Annotated in this window: 16 protein-coding genes; 9 read left to right on the forward strand and 7 right to left on the reverse strand. The window is 31.8% G+C overall.

All coding sequences use genetic code 11. The annotated features are described in order from the left end of the window. Complete coding sequence (locus BLW23_RS00715) at positions 1–630, forward strand: gluconate 2-dehydrogenase subunit 3 family protein (RefSeq protein WP_176829720.1); 630 nt, start codon at positions 1–3, stop codon at positions 628–630. Between the two features lie 21 nt (positions 631–651). Continuing rightward, on the forward strand, positions 652–1,155 hold the full coding sequence (locus BLW23_RS00720) for a c-type cytochrome (RefSeq protein ID WP_255362697.1): 504 nt from the start codon (positions 652–654) through the stop codon (positions 1,153–1,155). A 58-nt stretch (positions 1,156–1,213) separates the two neighbouring features. Here the strand turns inward: BLW23_RS00720 and BLW23_RS00725 are convergent, their stop codons facing one another. Genes BLW23_RS00725 through BLW23_RS00745 form a run of 5 tightly spaced genes read right to left on the reverse strand, consistent with a single transcriptional unit; the run spans position 1,214 to position 8,778 of the window. Next, positions 1,214–3,409, reverse strand: coding sequence for a PepSY domain-containing protein (locus BLW23_RS00725; protein WP_093667338.1), 2,196 nt, complete (start codon positions 3,407–3,409; stop codon positions 1,214–1,216). Positions 3,410–3,422: 13 nt separating this feature from the next. Beyond that, positions 3,423–3,908 carry a DUF2271 domain-containing protein gene (locus tag BLW23_RS00730; protein ID WP_093667339.1) on the reverse strand — a complete coding sequence of 162 codons (486 nt, stop codon included), beginning with the start codon at positions 3,906–3,908 and terminating at the stop codon, positions 3,423–3,425. Between the two features lie 7 nt (positions 3,909–3,915). Next, a complete protein-coding gene (locus tag BLW23_RS00735; protein ID WP_093667340.1) occupies positions 3,916–5,409 on the reverse strand; it encodes an ankyrin repeat domain-containing protein in 1,494 nt (497 codons plus the stop codon). Between the two features lie 9 nt (positions 5,410–5,418). Continuing rightward, entirely contained in the window at positions 5,419–7,842 is a 2,424-nt protein-coding gene (locus BLW23_RS00740) for a TonB-dependent receptor (protein ID WP_093667341.1), read from the reverse strand. A gap of 36 nt (positions 7,843–7,878) precedes the next feature. Continuing rightward, the gene (locus BLW23_RS00745) at positions 7,879–8,778 is read right to left on the reverse strand and encodes a DUF6607 family protein (RefSeq protein ID WP_093667342.1); all 900 of its coding nucleotides are present in this window, start codon (positions 8,776–8,778) and stop codon (positions 7,879–7,881) included. A 96-nt stretch (positions 8,779–8,874) separates the two neighbouring features. On the opposite strand from BLW23_RS00745, the gene BLW23_RS00750 reads away from it, so the two are divergent. Then, a complete protein-coding gene (locus BLW23_RS00750; protein WP_093667343.1) occupies positions 8,875–10,959 on the forward strand; it encodes a TonB-dependent receptor plug domain-containing protein in 2,085 nt (694 codons plus the stop codon). Between the two features lie 21 nt (positions 10,960–10,980). Beyond that, on the forward strand, positions 10,981–11,598 hold the full coding sequence (locus tag BLW23_RS00755; protein WP_093667344.1) for an HmuY family protein: 618 nt from the start codon (positions 10,981–10,983) through the stop codon (positions 11,596–11,598). A gap of 130 nt (positions 11,599–11,728) precedes the next feature. Here the strand turns inward: BLW23_RS00755 and BLW23_RS00760 are convergent, their stop codons facing one another. After that, on the reverse strand, positions 11,729–12,307 hold the full coding sequence (locus BLW23_RS00760; RefSeq protein WP_093667345.1) for a hypothetical protein: 579 nt from the start codon (positions 12,305–12,307) through the stop codon (positions 11,729–11,731). A gap of 362 nt (positions 12,308–12,669) precedes the next feature. Between BLW23_RS00760 and BLW23_RS00765 the strand changes: the two genes are divergently transcribed. The 5 genes from BLW23_RS00765 to BLW23_RS00785 all read left to right on the forward strand — a co-directional run bounded on the left by BLW23_RS00765 (position 12,670) and on the right by BLW23_RS00785 (position 17,890). Continuing rightward, positions 12,670–13,854, forward strand: coding sequence for an alpha/beta hydrolase-fold protein (locus tag BLW23_RS00765; protein WP_093667346.1), 1,185 nt, complete (start codon positions 12,670–12,672; stop codon positions 13,852–13,854). 258 nt (positions 13,855–14,112) lie between these two features. Then, positions 14,113–14,802: a helix-turn-helix transcriptional regulator gene (locus BLW23_RS00770; protein WP_093667347.1), complete on the forward strand. Its 690-nt coding sequence runs from the start codon at positions 14,113–14,115 to the stop codon at positions 14,800–14,802. Positions 14,803–14,897: 95 nt separating this feature from the next. Then, entirely contained in the window at positions 14,898–15,851 is a 954-nt protein-coding gene (locus tag BLW23_RS00775; RefSeq protein ID WP_093667348.1) for an alpha/beta fold hydrolase, read from the forward strand. Positions 15,852–16,250: 399 nt separating this feature from the next. Further along, positions 16,251–16,829, forward strand: a complete 579-nt coding sequence (locus BLW23_RS00780; RefSeq protein ID WP_093667349.1) for an NAD(P)H-dependent oxidoreductase — start codon at positions 16,251–16,253, stop codon at positions 16,827–16,829. A 272-nt stretch (positions 16,830–17,101) separates the two neighbouring features. Next, positions 17,102–17,890, forward strand: coding sequence for an alpha/beta fold hydrolase (locus BLW23_RS00785; protein ID WP_093667350.1), 789 nt, complete (start codon positions 17,102–17,104; stop codon positions 17,888–17,890). A 3-nt stretch (positions 17,891–17,893) separates the two neighbouring features. Here BLW23_RS00785 and BLW23_RS00790 read toward each other — a convergent pair whose 3' ends face one another. Continuing rightward, on the reverse strand, positions 17,894–18,784 hold the full coding sequence (locus BLW23_RS00790; protein WP_093667351.1) for a LysR family transcriptional regulator: 891 nt from the start codon (positions 18,782–18,784) through the stop codon (positions 17,894–17,896). Positions 18,785–18,807: the final 23 nt, after the last annotated feature.

The following is an 18,807-nucleotide window of genomic DNA, read 5'->3' on the forward strand; positions in this document are numbered from 1 at the left end:
ATGAACAGAAGAGAAGTTTTAAAAGGTTTAGGCTTATCGATAGGTACATTGTTAGTAACTCCAACGGCTTTAAGTTTATTACAGAGTTGCGCGAAAGAAGAAAAAATATCTTGGGTTCCGAAATTTTTTACTGTTGAAGAGGTTCCATTATTAAATACAATTGTAGATGTTATTTTGCCTAAAACAGAAGATTCTCCTAGTGCTACGGAGGTAAACGTTCCGCAATTCATTGATCGATATGTGGCTGAGGTTTATGAAGAGAAAGATCAAAAATTGTATAGAAAAGGGTTTGAAAGTATTGTAAATATTTTTAAAGGGACAAAAGAGTCTATTAACTTTTTTAATGTGAAAGAAGCGGAAGTAGAGGATGTTTTGGCTAAAGTTTTAAAGAAGACAGAAGAAGAACATAATGGTATTATGCAACGTTTTTTTGCGGCTGTTGAAAGTAAATCAGATGTGGATAGTGAAGATCTTAAATATGTAACCTTAGATGGAATAAGAAATTTAAGTGTTTTTGCTTATAAAAACACGGAGCGAGTAGGGGAAGAGGTTTTAAATTACGACCCCGTACCAGGGAAACAAAAAGGTTGTATTGATATTGACTCTTCCACCAAAGCATATTCTTTGTAATTGTTTAAAACATTGAAACAAATGAAAAGAAATAAAATTAGAGTATTGCAATTAATGTTCTGTATTGCAATAATTTTCAGTAGTTGTTCAGATAAAAAGGAAAAGAAACAGGAGAGCTCAACAGATGCTGTAGTTTCTATTCCTGAGAAGATAGAAAACAAACAAACGACTGTTGAAAAAAATGAAATAGTGGATCTCGTAAATAAAGGAATAGGCCCCATTAAATCGCTAGAGCTCGGAGAAATTGATAAAGAATTGGCTAAAAAAGGAGCTGAGCATTTTAAGCAAAAATGTACCAGTTGCCATAAAGCCAATAAAAAGTTTCTAGGGCCTCCTATGAAGGGTTTGCTAACCAAAAGATCACCAGAATGGATTATGAACATGATGTTGAATCCAATGGAAATGACAAAAAAAGACCCTATAGCGAAGCAATTATTAAAAGATTATAATAACCTATTAATGGTCGGGCAAAATCTTTCCGAAGAAGATGCTCGGAGCATCTTAGAATTTGTAAGAACCTTATAAAACTACTGATATACAAAACACTTATTTGTAAAATCAGTTAAGTATTAAAGAATAAAAACTAGTAACAATCTGTTTTTATTCTTTTTTCTTTTTTTAGAGTATCTAAGGAAATACCCAATTCATTTTTAGAAATATTTTCAATAACTAGAAGTACTCCATTCATCATGGCAATAGATCCACAAATATACACACAACCTTTATTTTTAAGTGTAGAAAGAATTATCTCGCGCTGATCCTTTAAAACATCTTGGATATATGTTTTACTATTCCCTTGTTGAGAATATCCCACATGAAAAGAGCAAAGCTGATTGTTTTCAAGATTAGTAGTAATAAATTTTTCATACAATTTAAATGAATCGAATGTTCTTCCTCCCCAGAAAAGGTGTGTTTTTATTTTAGAAGTGTTTTCGGAAATCATCCCTAGAAAAGGGGCAATTCCAGTTCCGTTGGAAATTAATAAAACCTCTTTTGCTTTTTTAGAAAAGTGAAATTCTGCATTTCTTTTGATAATAGCTTGAATAGCTACATTATTTCCAAGTTCATTTAAATAGTTGGAACAAACTCCAAACTGATGCTTTTTTATACTTAGAAGAATATTGTTGTTAACACGAGCAATAGAGTACAACCTTTCGATACCATCTTTTTCTGGATAAATAGCTAGTAAATCTCCAGAATGATAGTTCTCTTTTTTACTAGGGTTGAGTTTTAATAAAAATGTATCGTCCGAGTTTAAATTTGTTTTGGAAACAACACTGAAAGAATGTTGTTTTTTAGGGATTCGTTTCTCTAAAGTAACGTTTAAATCTATTTGCAATCGTTCATTGAGTTTGAATACCCAATTTTTAAAGGTGTCTGAAGATTGATTGTTGATTTTTGTTAAGGGTAAAATAGGAGAGAATTCCTCTTTTTTTCTGAATAACTCATCTACCTCAATAGCATATTCACAATATTTAGGATACGCCAAAGAACCAAATCCAACAACGGTATATTTCATTGGTCGTTGAGGTTTTGTTGTAGCCAAAAGAGATTCAAATTTTTTGGCATTTAAAGGAGCCTCACCATCTCCATATGTTGATGTTAATATGATTAAATATTTCGCTTTTTTATAGGATGTATAATTGTTTAAATAGGTAGAGTAAACTGTTTTATTACTATTCAAAAAAGAATTGAATAATGTATTAGCGAAATAAATCGTATTATTTGTTTCTGAACCTGTAAGAATTATGTACTCAGCTTCGTCTTTATCATAGTTGTTTTTAATAAGTTCAACAGAACTTTTTCTTCTTCTTAAAGTAATAGAAAAACCAGAATAAATAAAAAAAAGTATTGCAATACAAGAAATAAAAAGTACGATCGCCCAAGTAAAACTGCCATTTCCTGTGTGTAATATAAAACTTAAATCAAGAAAATTGCTTGTATTGTTATATACATATGAACTTAAGATTTGACCAGAATATTGATGAATAAAAAGTTCTCTATTATTTAAAGTTAATGTAAAGTAATCTTCTTCATCAGGGGAAAAAGGAAACTCGATACTTTTAATACTTGACAGAGGTGTTTGCTGAAAAATGGTAAATTCTGAGGGCTCTTTTTTTGATATTGATTTTTCGGGAAAAGTAACAGAATGCTTTACTTTTTCTTTTGGAAGTACAGAGAATTTATCTAAGGATAAGTAGATTCCTGTAACCGTAATTATGATGATAGGAATCAATGTAAAACGACCAATGACAATGTGATAATATTGTTCAAATTGTTCTTTGACTATTTTCGAAAAAAACTTGAGAATTCCACCTTGGCGTTTGGCTATTAAAACAACTCCAGTAATGGCAATTATTAGTAAAAGAAAAGAAACAAATGCTACGATGAATCTTCCTGTTGATTTTAGAAATAGAGATCTGTGTAGACTTGTAGCAAACTTATAAATGGATTTCCTTTTGGTGAGTTCACCTAATTTCTTACCAGTTTTTGGATGAATGTAAAAGGTTTCATTCTGACCATTTTTAGTAACTACAGAGGCTTTTACTCTACTATTTTTATCGATGTCAATAGAAATAACCTCAGAATATTTTTTTGTTAATATTCCTAGTGTTTCTCCTAAACTGTGGTCGCTTAAGTTTGCAATACTCGTGTTTGAGCTTTGAAGTTCAATAGGTTCAAAGGCTAAAATAGCTCCTGTAATAGAAGCAATGAGTATAAAAATGAAAGAAGATATAGCCAAGGTTAAGTGGCTATATCTCCAAATAGAAATGGTCATACGGTATGTACAATTATTGCGAAATTAGGCGTATATATCTGATAAAGCCTTTTCCTTCTATTTTACTTTTTAAATTTTCAGAAGTCAGCTCGAATTGAACATCATCCTTGTAATATTCTTGATCTTCAACAGCAGATTCAAAACGTAATTTGTATCCTTTGTCTATTTTGTTATTATCAATTTGAATAACACTAATAGTTCTATTTCCTCCACTGATAGTAGCACCTGTTATAGCATCAATGTCAGCTCGAACTTTTCCTTGATAGTTCCACCATTCTGTGATATCAGAATACCATTCTTCATCATCACCTTGCACATATACGGTTTCAACATACTTGTTTTCTTTATCTAATATTGAAATTACAATATAAGCTCCTTCACCTGTATAGTTCTTCATTTGAATCATACATTTATACGAGGTATTGTTAGTAATTCCTGTGAAACCGAATAAAAAAAGCGAGCTAATTAAAACAAGTGTTAAGATTTTTTTTGATATCATAATTTTACTATTTTAAAAAGTTAATATCTATATTCTTTGAACTTAATATCTCATTTTCTTTTGCAAGATCAAATACAGTTTCACCAAATTCCGTAGTGATTGATTTTTTAGCTCCAATACTTAATAGGTATTCAATGATTTCAGTGTTTTTAGCAGACATTACAGCTTTGTGTAACACGGTTAAACCATCGCTGTTTTTTGCGTTAACATCTAAATTTAAAGAACTAAGCCCCTTTAATAAATCAACACTATTTTTGTCGATAGCTAAATGAAACAAGGTGTTATTGCCTGCTTGTAAAGCGTTTAAGTTTAATCCTTTTTCAACTAAAAGAGCTTTCTTTTTATTGAAATCTTCTTGATAACGAGGACTATAACTTTCTATTAAATAATAGGCCAATGAATTTCCTTTAGTATCGATTACCTTAATATCTCCTCCTTTATTCAATATTAAGTTCGTTACATCTTTAGAATTTCCAGCAACTGCCGCCGTTAAAGCTGAATTACCATCTTTATTCTTATGATTTATGTCTTTTGTTTTGTTCGCAAAAAGAGAAACAATCTCGGAAGAATTTCTGTAAGTAGCATGCATTAATACTGAGTTACCTTCTTTATTGACCTGGTTTGGATTTACTCCTTTGTTTAAGAAATATTGAAACGTATTAAGATCTTTGTTTCCATAAGCTAGATTATGTAAAGGATTGTTTCCGTCTTTATTGGTAATATTCACCTCTAAACCAATACTTTCTAAATATTGTAAATATTCTAATGAATTATACCCCTTTCTAGAACCTCTTGTAGCTAAAAACAAAGCATTTTCTCCTTTTTTATTTAACTTATCTGTTGAAATTCCTTTGGCTTTTAATTTTACAAGAAGATCCTTGTTTCCTCCTTTAGCCACATAATTAAAAATTCCATTTCCGTCATGATCTCTACTTTGAATGTCAACTCCTTTTGAAACAAAATAATCAATCAAAGAAAAGTCTTTTAGACTACCAGAAGCTAATAAAAGAGCATTGGCTCCATGTTCGTCAGTATCATTTTTAATGTCGATTCCATTGTCAATACACAGATCATAAATTTTAGTATTAGTTTGTCCGGTTGCAGCAGCAAAGGTCAATACTGAGAAATTATGAGAATCTTTTAAATCCATTCTGGCGTTATTGGCTATTAAATGTTTCATTAATTCAACATTATTAGAATAAGCAGCCCAAAAAACATATGTTCTCTTGTCATGCGTCAATTTATTCACATCGTTGCCTTCAATAGCCAGAAGATGCTTAATAGCAGTGTTATTGGTTTTTTCAAGAATGGCATAAACAACGGCATCAAACCCATATGGGTTCAATGCTGTTGGATTATTTCCTTCAGAAATTTTCTGCTGTACAGTTTGTACAGTTGGATTTGTTTGCCAAAACTTGCGATCTAAAAGTTCATTTTTAGTTTGTGCAACAATCATTCCTACACAAAAAATGAAAATAGCGGTAAGTTTTTTTCTGTTCATTTTTTTAAATTAAAATCTATAACGCAGCGTTGTTCCAAAACTTGCTGGGTCAATTCTGTTAATAAATGCCGTTCTATAGGCGTTGTAACCTAAAGCGTCGAATACATTGTTTCCAAATACATCAATACTAAAGTTCTTGTTAAACTTATAAGATGCTTGAAGATTTACGGTTGTATATGCTTTTAAGTCAAATGGTTTTACTCCGGGTTCAACACCAGTATGAGTATAGTTTCTCGACCATACATTATGTGGTCTTTCTCCCAAATAGTAAGCTCCAGCCGCCAAAGATAATCCTTCTAAATAGTTTTCGAAATTATATCTGGCCCAAAAGTTAGCTGTGTGTTTTGGAGTGTTAAGTGGACTAGAGTTGTAATAGTATGAGGCATGGTCTTTATATTTAGCGTTTAAATAAGAATACCCACCTATAACTTCTAAATTTGGTAAAAGTCTACCAATCAATTCAACTTCAATACCATTTCTAGTATCTTCACCTCCTTTAATATAATACCCTAAGAAAGTTCCGTTAGTATCAAGAGCTTGAAGATTCAAGTTTTTACTACTAGTATAGAAAGCAGTTATATTAAAACGCAGTGAATTGTTTAACCAAGTAGATTTTATTCCAGTTTCAATTTGATCCCAACGTTCGGTTCCTAACTCGTTTCCATTTATATCTCTATAAAAAGAAGTCATAGGGTTAGAACTACTAGCATATGATCCAAATACGATAACATTTTCGGTAGGTTTTAAGTTAAAACCTACTAAAGGATTTACTGCATCATCTCTTTTCGCACCAGTTAAACTTCTGCCTAAGAAATTACCTTTGGTTCTTTCAAGGGAGGTATATCGGATACCTAAAAAGACATCTGCCCAATCATTGAATGAGATTTTATCCTGAATAGTAAATCCGTAAGATTTCGTAGTTGAACCAGTTGTTGAAGTACCTTTAGTAACACTTACAGAACCAGGTAGAGTATTGTTAATAGATTGGTTTACCTCAATAATATCAACATATGGTAATGTTTCATCTGGAAAAGCAGTCGTGTAAGGCGTATTTGTAAAGTCAGTTGTTCTATAATCAACACCTACTTGAAATGTGTGTTTTATAGAACCTGTTTGAACATTTTTTCCAACTAAATCTATTTGAAAAACACTGTTTTTATCAGCTCTACCTGATGCGTAGTATTCTCTATAACGTTGTGTTGACCCTAATATAGGTAATTGAGTTCTACCTCCTCCTTGAAAAATATAAGATGCCTCAGTATAGGTTTCTAAATTAGAAGAGAACAAACCAGCTTTTACTGTTAATTTGTCACTAATTTTTCTATCCAATCGGATCGCATAAGTAGTATTTAGAGTATTCGCTCTATCCGTGTCAAAACCAACAAATTTGTTATCCTGAAGTTTTAAGATGTTATTTACATCATAAGTTCCTAAGTTGATAGTTCCTTGATCGGGAGTTCTACTATCATCCATATAATCCATTTCTAAAACAACGGTAGTTTTATCGTCTGGTCTCCATGCCAAAGATGGATTAATATAAAAACGTTCAGAGTTTACATGCGTTCTATAACTATCAGCTCTATCGTATGCTCCTGCTACTCTAAAGGCTAAAGTTTTTTCCTCGTTAATAGCACCGTAAAAATCAAAAGTAGGTCTTACTTTACCGAAGCTACCAGTTCTAAAAGTAACTTCACCACCATCGTAAAACTTAGGGGTTTTTGTAACGATATTGATAACTCCTCCAGCAGATCCAATGTCAGCTCCTAACCCTTGACTAATGGCAGAAATACCTTTTAAAACTTGAATGTTATCCACTCCAGACATATCGGTTAGAACTCCAATTCCTCTAAAGTCAGAGTTAATTCGTACTCCATTTTTTAATATAGGAACTCCGCGATATCCTCTTAACGACATACTTTCCCTTACATTACCGTACGTAGAGAAAGTATACACACCAGCAACGTTTTTAGTAACATCACTTATACTTAAAGCGTTTTGCTGGTCGATTAACTTATGGGATAGCACTGATATACTCTGTAATTGCTCATTTGGAGCTAATGGTAATCGAGTTAAGGTTTCTAACTTTTCTGCTCTTTTGTTTCTTGAACCAAATAATTCAACTTCATCAAGTTGAGTATTTGGTTTAATTGTAAAGTTAGCCGTGTTTGCACCTTCCTTAATTTCAATTTGAAGTACTGTTTTGTGATAACCAACAGCGCTGGCTATAACAGTATAAGTACCTAAAGGAATGTTTGTAATAGTATATGAACCGTTTTCATCACAAGAGGTTCCTAATTGTTTCTTTTTCAGAAATACGCTGGCAAAAGGTATCGTTTCATTGTTGACGTTCTTGACAGTACCTTCAAGCGATGCCTGACTGAAAACTTGTACAATTGTACATAGCAGCAGCAGTAGGGAAAATTTTATTTTCATGATTGTTGTAGTAGGTTTTAATTGTCTTTTTGCGTTTTAATTGTTTATAAAGGATTCAATAATTTCATTAATCTCTTTTTCTTCTGTTACTTTATCAGAAAAAAGATGCTTGTATAAAGGTTTGTTTTCAACCTTCTTCTTTAATGATAGCTTGGCATTCCTTCCATATACTTCGCTCCATTTAGTTCTTACTGTTTGCCATTTAGAAGCATGAGATTCCCACCAATCTTTAGCAGCTTTACATTTATTATCAGGAACACGTACATAGGTGTTATATCCTTTTTCATGAGCCAAAACAAAGTCTTCCTCATTTGCTTTTCTTAATACTTTCATATTATCTTGATCATGTAACCACCCGTAATCTGTAATTTCATGTCTGCTTCCCCTAACAGTTACATTATAATCACTTCTTTTAGTGTATTCACGTCTAGGTAAAGGTGCGTCAGTAATACTTTCCCAATAGCTTTTACCATTTAAGTGAATCCAGTTTCCTGAGCCTTCGTATCTTGGACTGTCATCAACTTGATAAACTTTTTGAGTCCATTGTTTCTTTACTTCACGTTTAGTTTTGTTTTCATAAAGCCAAACATTATCTCCGTTATACCTGTAGAAATCTTGATTTTGGTAAGTCCAATCTTGGCGCCAGTGTTTAACAATATGTGGTGAAGCTGGATTTCCAACTTGCAACAAATGTTGAATTGAAACCTTGTTGCTTTCATCCTCTATTAATTGAGCCCATTCTAAAGCCTTGTCAGTCTTAGTTTTTGATGGTTTGTAAAGAGAATCTTTACTATTGTTAAATGTCTCAGCAAAATTAAATGTCACTTCATAACATCCGCACATTTTTTTTATGGCCTCCCGGTCTTTACCCTTTTGAGCTTGAATAGTGCTGATAGAGAGCGCTAAAGCAAGAATTGATAGTATACTTTTCTTCATTGTTTCTTTATTTAGATTAAATAATTTTGACAAAAATATAAAATTTATTTAGATCGATTAAAAATAACTAATATATTTGCATCAAAATTATTAAGAATGTTTCTAAATAAATTGTTTTTATCATCTCTATTATTCAGCGTTTCTGCTTTTTCTCAAGTCGATCTTGAGAAGAAGAGTGACACGATTAAGAATAATGATTTAGATGAGGTTGTTGTTACGGCTACAAGGACCAAAAGACAGTTGTCATCGGTACCAATGCCCGTAACATTGATTTCAAAAAAACAAATTCAGAGGTCAGGCTCAGTAAGGTTACGTGACATATTATTAGAACAGACGGGAATAACTATTGTTCAGGATGTAGGAAACTCAGAAGGAGTTCAGTTACAGGGTGTGGCAGCAGACTACACTTTAATTATGATTGATGGAGTTCCAATTGTGGGAAGAGTTGCGGGGAATATTGATTTAAATAGAATTACCGTTAATAATATAAAACAAATTGAAGTTGTAAAAGGACCGTCTTCTGCACTTTATGGTTCAGAGGCTATGGGTGGAGTGATTAATATAATTACCGAGAAGCCTTTAAGAGAGAGTTTGGATGGTCAGTTTCATGTTTTAACTAGAGGAGGAGGAAGAAACGAATTGGATGTAAATAGCAATTTCACTTATAGAAGAAACAAAGTAGGGCTTGTTGTCGGAGTAAACTTAAATTCTAGCGGTGGTTTCGATTTAACTCCATTGTCGTCTTCTAGAACCGTAAACCCTCATCAAAATTACACTTTTAATTCTCGATATTTATATGATATATCTGAATCTTTAGAATTTGATTTGTCTGGTAGGTATTATAACCAAGAACAGTATGTGGGTGAAATGACCAATACACAAACTGATTGGAATTTCAATGCGTTATTAAGACAGAAAATATCAGATAAATGGGATGTAACTTATACGTTTTATGGTACTCAGTTCAAAACTATAAGTGCTTTAAATGGAGATACCGCTGAGAACAAAAGAACTTTATTAAGACCAGAGATTCGTACACAATACAATTTTGAAAAATGGGGAACTCTTATTGGTGGATTCGGAGGTAACCTTGATAAGTTGGATAGAAACTCAATAAATGGTGAAAAGCAATTTCAATCTTGGTATGCCTATGGCCAGTATGATTTTAATCCAATTTCTACATTGAATGTAGTATTAGGAGCAAGATATGAAGGAAGTGATAGTTATCAATCGGCATTTAGTCCGAAAGTGTCAGCGAGTTACAAGTTAAATGATAAGCTAACTTTCAAAGGTTCTGTGGGATATGGGTTTAAGATTCCAGACTTTAGACAGCTATATTTTGATTTTAGAAATGTAAACAATGGTTATATTGTTTTAGGAACTTACACCGTTCATAACTTATTTGACGGATTGACTGATTTGAGTGCAATTCAAAGAGAATTGAAAACAGAATCATCGATTGGGTATAACTTTGGTTTTCAATGGAAACCTATTGATGGCTTGAAAGTAAATGTAAATGGTTTTAGAAACAACATTAAAGACCTTATAGATACATTTGACACACAACTTCCTTATGATGCTTTGGGCTTACCTCAAGGAACTCGCACATTTTCATACAGAAATATAAGCAGCGTTTATACACAGGGTATTGAACTAGATATTAACTACAGATTTAATAAAAATATTCGATTGTTAGCCGGATATCAATTTTTGGATACTGGAAGTAATGAAGATTTAGATCGAATTGATGACGGAATATTTTATAGGGATTCTAATGGTATTTCTCAGGAGCTACAATCGTCATCATATTTTGGATTAGCAAACCGCTCGAGACATATGATTAATGCAAGAATATTCTATGATAATTACAAACATAAATTCTCAGTGAGTTTAAGAGGTACATATCGAAGTGAGTTTGCACCGTTTGATAGTAATGCTAATTCCGTAATCGATGGTTTCGACAATTTTGTGAAGCCTAATACGCAGGTCAATTTGGCTGTAAATAAAACATTGTTTAGCACTATTAATTTGCAATTGGGGATTGACAATTTGTTTAATGAAACTGGAATAGAGAATAAGGAGCTTTTTAATTTTACTGATACCAATGGTAATATTATCGCTAATGATGCCTATTTACAACTAGGGAGAACAATTTTCGGAAGAATACAAATAAACATTTAAATACAAACAAAGGATTATATAATGAAAAATTTAAAATCAATCATAGGGGGGCTAGTTATCGCTTTTGTTTTTACATCTTGTAATAACAATGAAAATGACCAGCCAGATCAACAACTTCAACCAGTTGAAACTAAAAAAATAGAGAATTTACATGCGCCAGCAGAAGGGAGAGGTAATTATACAGGGCCTTTTACAAAGTTTAGTTTTTCTGAAGGAAAACAAGTAGAAGGAGATAATTGGGATATTGCATTTAGAGCTACTGATATTATTGTAAACGGAGGAGAGAAAGGCTTTTTGTTAGAAGATATTGATAGAGTTCAAGATGCTTCAATGGTGTTAGTTGAATCAACTTTTGCTGGGATTACAGAGGCTCCAGTAGAATCAGAATTTAGACAAGATGCAGCTGATGCTTTAGCTGTTACAAAGGGGAGTGGAAATGGATGGTATACTTATAATTTCAGTACACATCTTATTGGTCCAACTCCTGGAAGAATATTAATCGTAAAAACACATGATGGACACTACGCTAAAGTAGAGATTTTAAATTACTATAAAGACGAAGATACTACATCAGAATCAAAATATTTCACCTTTAATTATACATACAACCCTAATAAAGGTGATAAAGCACTTCAGTAAGTATATTTATTGAATTTTGTTAGTTTTTGTTACGTATAATAGCCTAATCAGGAAGATTAGGCTATTCTTTTTTTATAAAAAACGGGAGGCTAAAATCAACTCCTGTTTTATTCATTTTATGTTGTAAATACTACCTTGTATAATCAACGGCCATCTCTAATTTGATGATAGCAGTGACACCTCCTTGAGAAAAATTTTGATCTATAGATTTTCTCAACTTCAAAGAATTAGAGGTTAGCTCTATAATTTCAAGGTCTCCATGACCAAGATTTGTAAAAGAACTGATTTCATCTGGTAAATCAACTTCAACTAACTCTCCGTTTGAAAGAATTAAAAGATTGTCTCTAAGTTCCCAATCGACAACACTTGTAGTATTATCCAAGGTATAAGTGTTTTGAGTTGTTTCTCCATTGGAGTCCGTCTGTTGCACACTAAGATCATATGATCCAGAATAATTTGCTTTATTTGGGTTTTCAGTAAAAGTAGTAATCGCATCAATGTTAATAGCTCTACCTTCAAAATCTCCTGTATATAGTGATATTGTACCATTCGAAACATCAAAGTTTCCTGAATAGGTATAACTTGCTAAATTCCATTCTCCTAGAAGATCGCTTGCGTTGTAATTAATATCTTCGTCTGATTTTGAACAGCTTACCATGGTAACCATAGAGAATAGTACCACAAATACTTTTAAGAATGCTTTTTTCATAATAGTTTTTAATTAAAAATTTATTTATAATTTTTTTTTAAAAGTGTATGATGTTTATTGCGAGTCAATTAATATCATAGCAGCTTTTATCAATTTTCTACAAAGTTGTCATTTTTAAGGAGATAAGTGGTTTTTGTAATTGTTTTTTTGTTAAATAAGGATAAGATGAGGGAAAAAGAATAGGTGTGATTCCTGTTTTTGTAAGGGAAAAGTTAATTTTTTAATTCAGTTCAACAGATCGAAAATAAAACTTTTGATGTTTGTTATATTCGCGAAAAAAAATCTAATCAATACACAAATAATTCGATTGTACCGCCTATTCGGAGGTATAATTCTAAGGCAACTAATTACCAGATTAATAAATGAAATTTACCTTTTTATCAGTTTTTATACTTTTTACAAGTGTTACAATATTTGCTCAAAATGAGAGTAATTTAGTATCAATAGGCAAAAAACATAATATTTCTTCTAAAGTATTGGATGAAACTCGTAATTATTATGTGTATTTACCCACTTCCTATAAAACATCTCAAACAAAAAAATATATTGTTGTGTATGTTTTAGATGGAAATCAGAGTAAATTTCACGAGGTTACTGGTATTGTGCAATCTATGAATTCGATATCAAATTTGAAAATGCAAATACCGGAAGTAATTGTAGTGGCCATTGAAAATACTGATAGAGTTAAAAATTTCACGCCTACGAATTCCTTAAACTATTTAGACAGAGAGAATATATTGAGCTTTAGTTCAAGTGGAGGAGCTAACGATTTTATGAGTTTTATTGAAAATGAATTAATGCCTCATATTAATTCAATATATAGAACTATCGGGAAAAATATGATTATTGGCCATTCACTTGGAGGGTTGTTTGGATTACATGTTTTATTAGAAAATCCAACTTTGTTTCAATATTATATTTTAATAGACCCATCTTGGTTTTGGGATCATAACTACATTGGCAAAAGAGCTAAGAGCATATTGCCTAACAAATCAGACTTAAATGCAAGTGTTTATACAACTTTAGCAAACAATTTTGCTGAAGATGAAAGACATTTTAAATGGGGACAAGAGTTTTATCAGTTATTAGAAAATAGTAATGCTCCTAACTTAAGAACTAAAATTAAGTATTTTGAAGATGAAAAACACTTAACCGTTCCTTTGCCGAGTACATATAAAGGATTCCGTTTTATATTTGACGGGTTTGAAATATCCGATTTTAACGAAATTTTTAAGGACCCAACTATTATTAATACACATTATAATAAGTTTTCAAAACAACTAGGAGTGACGTTTACTCCAGATGAAAGCTATGTCAATACTTTAGGATATATAGCTTTGCGTGATCGTAATCTGCCAGAAATTGCTAAATCAATTTTTAAAATTAATTCAGAAAATCATCCTTTATCATTAAATGTTTGGGATAGTTTGGCAGATGCATTTAAGGCGACTGGAGATGTTCAAGAAGCAAAAAAATGTTATAGAAAAATACTAAGTATAGATTCTGGAAATGTACATGCTAAAAATGAGTTAAAGAAATTAAAATAGCTGAGTTTACAAAGGAGAAGTGCGGTTTTAAAAAGAAATATCTTAACCTAACAAAAACGTCAATGATTCCGAAAGGCTTCCAAAAGTCTACAGATAAATGTATTTCGATCCTTTTGCTAAATTCTTATTTGTAAATAGTAAAGTTCATAATAACTAGATTAAATAGATTGACTCTGGGATGTTAAGATTAGACGGATAAATAGAATTAATTAAAAAGTAGATCGTATTATTAATTACTTGGTTTAGCTACATTCAAAAATGGAATATTCAGAAACAAATAGATTATCAAGGTTAACCGCTATATTAATTCAATTTCAAACTAAGAGAATAATTACGGCGTTTGAATTATCTCAGAAATTTCAGGTTAGTAAGAGAACAATTTATCGAGATATAAAATCTTTAGAACAGGCGGGAGTTCCTATTTTAACAGAAGAAGGAAAAGGATATGTATTAATGGACGGCTATAAAATCCCACCTGTAATGTTTACAGAAAAACAAGCAAATGCTTTAATTCTAGCAGAGCAGTTAGTGTTAAAAAATAAAGATGCTTCATTTGTGAAAGATTATTCAGAGGCAATAGATAAGATAAAATCAATTTTAAAATATAGTATTAAAGATAAAACAAATTTACTTACAGATAGAACGCAATATGATGAAGTTGTACATCAAACAAGAAATAGTAATAATTTATCAGATTTACAAAATGCCCTTACTAATTATAATTTAGTAAAGATAGAATATATCAATAAAGAAGGGATCATAACAGACAGAATTATAGAACCTTTCGCTATAATAAGTACCGAAAATTGGTATTTGATTGCGTGGTGTCGTTTGCGAAACGAGTTTAGGTTTTTTCGACCAGACAGAATTCAAAGAATAGTAGTTCAACCTGAAAGTTTTGAACCGCATAATATGACTTTGCAAGAATATTTTGATAAGTATCATTAGTTTTTTCTGACATTAGTTTTTTCTGACCCTAGACATAGGGTTGTCATAGGGCGGTTTTACGTTTGTACCTTATTATTTCTTAAACTATACATAAAATGACAAACGTAATTAATACAAAATTTGAACCAATAGATTTTCCACATCCTACCCTAATTTCTGTTAATGGTATAGAACTTGAAGTGTTTGAAGCAGGTAAAAAAAATGCAGGGAATCCCATTATACTATGTCACGGTTTTCCTGAACACGCATTTTCTTGGCGTTATCAAATTCCTGCCTTGGTCGAAGGAGGGTATCATGTTATTGTGCCTAATCAACGCGGTTACGGTAACTCATCATGTCCTTCTGAAGTAACTGATTATGACATTAAGCATTTGACTGCCGACTTAGTTGCTCTATTGGATTATTACGGATATCAAGATGCGATTTTTATAGGGCATGATTGGGGGGCTAATGTTGTTTGGAATTTAACATTACTGCATCCTGAACGCGTAAATAAAGTGATAAACTTGGCATTGCCTTATCAAGAGAGAGGGGAAAAACCATGGATCGAGTCTATGGAAGAAATATTTGGGGAAGATTTTTATTTTGTTCACTTCAATAAACAACCAAAAGTTGCAGATGCTATTTTGGAAGAAAAAGCATTTGAGTTTCTTCGTAATTTATTCCGCAAGAATTTAACTCCCGAACCACCTAAACCAGGGATGTTGATGATTAATCTTGCTAGGGCTGAAAAACCCTTAGGAGAGCCAATAATGAATGAAAGTGAACTAGCTGTTTTTGTTGCTGCCTTTGAATCATCTGGGTTTACTGGAGGGATAAATTGGTATAGAAACCTCGATCGAAACTGGCACTTATTGGCAGACATAAACCCAGTTATTCAGCAGCCAGCACTTATGATATATGGTAATCATGATACAATTCCTAAGTTTGAAAGGTTGTCAGAATTTGTGCCAAAAGTAGATGTGGTTAGTTTAGATTGTGGGCATTGGATTCAGCAAGAGCTTCCGGAAGAAACAAATAGAGTTATTTTAAATTGGTTGAAACAATAATCTAGATAAAAATGAAGAGATAAATAAAGTAATAGACTTTTATTCTTGACAAGTATAATCGCAGAAGATACTTTGCTATTCAGGGAAAGGTTGTGTGAATAATCGATAGAATAGGACTTAAAAATCATATTAAAAAGGATTGATGGATGAGGTAAGTTCTAGGTAAATAGGATGATAACGTTCACCAAATAAAATATTCCGCATGTACTCTCTTTTAAATGCGGAATATTTCTTTTTATTGGATTGATAAACGCGATAAGAGATAACTCATTTAAACCACTGATTAATTAATATAGTTACCACATAAGGTATTATCAGAAAGTTGATATCGAATTAGACAAATGTCCTTTCTATGGAATTTTATCTTGCTGTTCTTTGTAACAAAATAAAGAACAAATTATGAAGCAAGTTTTAATAATTAATGGGCACCCAGATATACAGAGTTACAACCATGCATTATCTGAAGCTTATAAAAATGGAGTGAGTAATACGAACGCAATTATTGACACAATAAATATTTCTGAGTTAGACTTTAATCCTAATTTAAGGTTTGGGTATCGCAAAAGAACAGAGTTAGAACCAGACTTAAAGGATGCTATTGAAAAACTAAAAAGAGCGGACCATATTGTCTGGTTTTTTCCTTTATGGTGGGCTGGATACCCTGCAATAATGAAAGGATTTATTGATAGGACATTTTTACCTGGAATTACGTTTAAATTTGAAGAAGGAAACGAATTACCAATAGGATTGTTAAAAGGTAAATCCGCAAGTGTTTTTATAACTTCAGATACTCCAGAATTATACGACAAAGAGGTAATGAAACAGCCAGCTCTTAATCAGTTTAAAATAGCAACGCTTGAGTTTTGTGGTATTAGTCCTGTGAATGTTACTTATATTTCTACAATAACCGATTCTAGCGAAGAGTTTCGAAAAAATTGGATAGATAAATTATATAGATTAGGAGCAGAACTAAAATAATTATTTTGTGTACAAAAAGGAAGGTGTAGCTTATTAGATTTGAGTTTAAAAAGGTGAACATAATAAAGATATTTGTTTATCAAAATATTCCGCATTTAAAAGAAAGCAAATGCGGAATGTTTTTGGTTTCTTATGTTAAAATAAGGGTGTTTTTTTTGATAAAAATTAACTAAAGAAATCATTCTAAAATCGCAAATTCGTCGTGTGAGTAATGATATAAATTGTCATAAAAAAAGAGTATAAACAAAGCCAGTATCAAGGATAAGAATACTATGAAATTACAAAAAGAAGCAAAAATAGAATTTGAAAAAATCGCATTAAAAAGAATTGATAAATTTCCAGATAGACCAACCATAATTTTTTTGCACGATTCTTTAGGGTGTATAAAATTATGGAGAGACTTTCCCTTTAAATTAGGTGAACTTACCAAATGTAACGTCCTTGTTTATGATCGACCAGGATATGGTGAATCTTGCGGCTTTTCATACTCTAAAAGGAACAATTATTATATGGAACAAGAGGCGGATTTATTGTCAGAGTTGTTGGACTTTTGGCAAATTGACGATGCCTTTTTATTCGGACATAGTGACGGCGGATCAATAGCTTTGATAACAGCGGGAAAGTATCCCGAAAAAATTCGAGGAGTAATTGCGGAAGGAGCGCACATTTTTGTAGAAGATATTACTATCAAAGGAATAGAAGAAGCAATTCAATTCTATAAAACCACTAATTTAAAATCAAGGTTGGAGAAATATCATGGAACTAAAACGAACGAAATGTTTTGGGCTTGGGCTTCTACATGGACAACCAATGAGTTTAGAAACTGGAATATTGAAGAATTTTTAAAAGATATTGAATGCCCTTCGCTTATAATTCAAGGTGAAGAAGATGAATATGGAACCTTAAAGCAAGTAACGGAAATTGTTAGACAAACAAAAGGGGAATCAATTCAATTGGTATTACCTGAAGTTAAACACACACCGCATAAAGAAGTACCAGAAATAATCTTAGAGAAGGTTAACGAGTTTTTAAGCGAACAAAACCGATCAGTAGTATTTTAAAGTTTAGGCTTTAGAAAAATAATCTTTAAAATTTGAAATAAAATTGTTGATGTATTTTTTTGATCTATCCGAGCTGCGGTAAACTAAATAATGGGTTCGTTTTAGGCCGTGTTGGCTAATTGTTTTGAATACTAAATCACCAGAAATTTGAAAGGAACTAATTGCCCATTTGGGCATACACATAATTCCCATGTTGGCTTGAATCATTTCTAAAGCAACTTCAGTTAAAGGGATAGCGGAAATCTTTTTTGGATTTATTTTATTAGGTTTTAAAAATTGTTCATGTACTGAAACTGTTTTCAAAGGGAATGAATGGATTATTAAATGGATATTTTCAAAATCATTCGGTTCTAAGAATTTTTTTTCACTCAAAGGGTTTTCTTTATGCATGATAGTATAAATTTCATCGTTGTGAATTTTAATACTTGATAACGCATTGTTTTCTGGTTTTACGGTTACCAACGCGATATCAATTTCATTCGAAATAACCTTTGGTATTGGTTGATGAGTAGCTTCAAGAGTTAAATCAATATTAATTTCAGGATATAAAAGCCCCATTTTTTGCACAAATGGAGGAAGACCTTGATAAAAACTATAACATTCAGTGCTCACTTTTATTGTCCCTGTAGATTCATTTTGTAGCTGTTTAATATTTTGGAAACTAATATCTATTTTTTCAAGTATTTCGTTACTTAATTTATAAAGTTCAGCACCTTCATCTGTCAATTCCCATTTGTTACGCGTTCTTAGAAAAACTTTAAACCCTAATCTTTCTTCCAGTTCTCTTAACTGATGACTTAAAGCGGATTGGGTTAAGAATAGTTTTCCGACAGAATTGGCAATACTACCTTCTTCGGCAATAGCTTTTATTAATCTAAAATATTTGATTTCCATACCTAACAAAGGTAATGATTTGT

The sequence above is a fragment of the Tenacibaculum sp. MAR_2009_124 genome, from assembly GCF_900105455.1.
GTDB lineage: Bacteria > Bacteroidota > Bacteroidia > Flavobacteriales > Flavobacteriaceae > Polaribacter.